The sequence below is a fragment of the Thalassotalea sp. G20_0 genome (assembly GCF_017744175.1).
Classification (GTDB): Bacteria; Pseudomonadota; Gammaproteobacteria; order Pseudomonadales; family Endozoicomonadaceae; genus Endozoicomonas.
This window is the reverse complement of sequence record NZ_JAGHQV010000342.1, coordinates 1-751: the sequence shown is the minus strand read 5'-3', so window position 1 is coordinate 751 and position 751 is coordinate 1. Positions and strand designations below refer to the sequence as shown.

Sequence of the window (751 nt, the reverse complement as noted above, 5' to 3'; positions counted from 1 at the left end):
GATGTACTGTGGTGGTCATGAAGCCATAAGTAATAGGCCTCATCTTTTTCAGACAGACGGAACTTCTGCTGGCGCTGCACTTCACCACACCACCAGGGCTTTATGGGCTGTTCGCTATCCCACCAGTATTTCGCTCTTTTTTCTCCGGAAAATAGCTGCAAGGCCAATGCTTTATGTTCCAGACCATTCAGGTTGGTGTATTTACCTTCTTTGTTATGATGGTTGTCTTTGCTATCAGGTAACGTGATTCTGGGAATGGCATTGATTGACTGGTATTGGTGAGCATGTAACAGCCTGCTTATGTGCGTTGACGACAGTTGCATCTTTCTGGTTTCGAAGCCGGGGCGTTCAAAGCATACGTCTTTATTTCCCAGTGCCTTGTAGTTTTGGTCCAACAGTATGACGTTAGGGGATTTGGGATAAATCTCCCGATGACGTAAAACACGCCCTGCCAATTGAATGATGGAGCGCATGGAGCTGGGTTCAACAATTGCCCAATCGTAATCGTGGTCTCGCCCAACTTCTGCCACCGGCGATGCCAGCACCACGAAAATATGGTGAGGTTGGCTATGTTGCTCCATGACACGACTGACAGAACTGCCGGGAGCCCAAATCGCCTCGGGATTTTTCCGGTTTAATGTTGCATCAAGGCACTGTTCAATAAAATTACGAATCGCCAGTGGATAACGGCTGTGATAGACGCATAGATGAACACAGGTATCGCCTGCTGTATAAGTGGTAGGAGCATCCA

At 47.8% G+C, this 751-nt stretch carries 1 pseudogene; it reads right to left on the bottom strand.

Annotated features, from left to right (window positions below):
- A pseudogene (locus J7438_RS26405) lies at positions 1–751 on the bottom strand (type I-F CRISPR-associated helicase Cas3f); the annotation flags it as partial.